General features: G+C 55.6%; 1 protein-coding gene. It reads left to right on the forward strand.

Translation table 11 applies throughout. The features are described 5' to 3' along the window. The coding region (locus ACTJLA_RS26845) for an immunoglobulin-like domain-containing protein (RefSeq protein WP_440842503.1) at positions 1-320 on the forward strand (320 nt) is incomplete at both ends.

A 320-nucleotide genomic window follows, 5' to 3' on the forward strand; every position in this document is an offset into this window, starting at 1 on the left:
TGGATAACGGCTCGTCGATCACCATCAAGGCTGGCGAAACCGTTGGTACTGTGACCGTCCCTGCGCCTAACGATGATGTGTTCATCGACAAGAGCACGCAGACGGTCAAGATCACTGAGACCTCTGGCGGCAATTTCGAGAAATTGGAAGTTGCGGGCGATGGTGCGACCACTACGATCAACGACACCATCGACAAAGTTGATGTGGTCCTGACGGCCACCACCACCGTTGGCGAAGGCGGCAACATCGTTTACACCGCCAGCCTTGTGGATAAAAACGGTGCGCCGGTGACTAACATCACCAACCCGTTGACCGTCACC

The organism is Pseudomonas sp. 22072, from assembly GCF_052046095.1.
GTDB lineage: Bacteria > Pseudomonadota > Gammaproteobacteria > Pseudomonadales > Pseudomonadaceae > Aquipseudomonas > Aquipseudomonas paracarnis.